At 27.2% G+C, this 279-nt stretch carries 1 protein-coding gene; it reads left to right on the top strand.

Annotation, left to right across the window (positions count from 1 at the left end; translation table 11 throughout):
• Positions 1-84: 84 nt before the first annotated feature.
• Positions 85-279: 1-deoxy-D-xylulose-5-phosphate synthase N-terminal domain-containing protein (locus tag ACX6CF_RS26350; RefSeq protein WP_458788354.1), on the top strand; the 195-nt coding region annotated here is incomplete at its 3' end.

The following is a 279-nucleotide window of genomic DNA, read 5'->3' as shown; positions in this document are numbered from 1 at the left end:
AACTAATTTTCTAATATATATAAGTTCAATATATATTAGAAAATTAGTTGTATTTTAAAAGATAAGTAAAGGTGTTGAAAAAAAGTGAATGAAATATTAGATGGGATTAATGGTCCTAGTGATATTAAAGCTTTGGAAATTGACCAACTGAATCTACTAGCAAAAGAACTTAGAGAATATTTAATAAAAGTGGTAAGTAATACTGGTGGACATCTAAGTTCTAATCTAGGAGTCGTAGAACTAACATTAGCTCTGCATTATTGCTTTAATTCACCATAC

The sequence above is a fragment of the Vallitalea sediminicola genome, from assembly GCF_054408565.1.
This window is presented reverse-complemented; position numbering and strand designations above follow the sequence as displayed.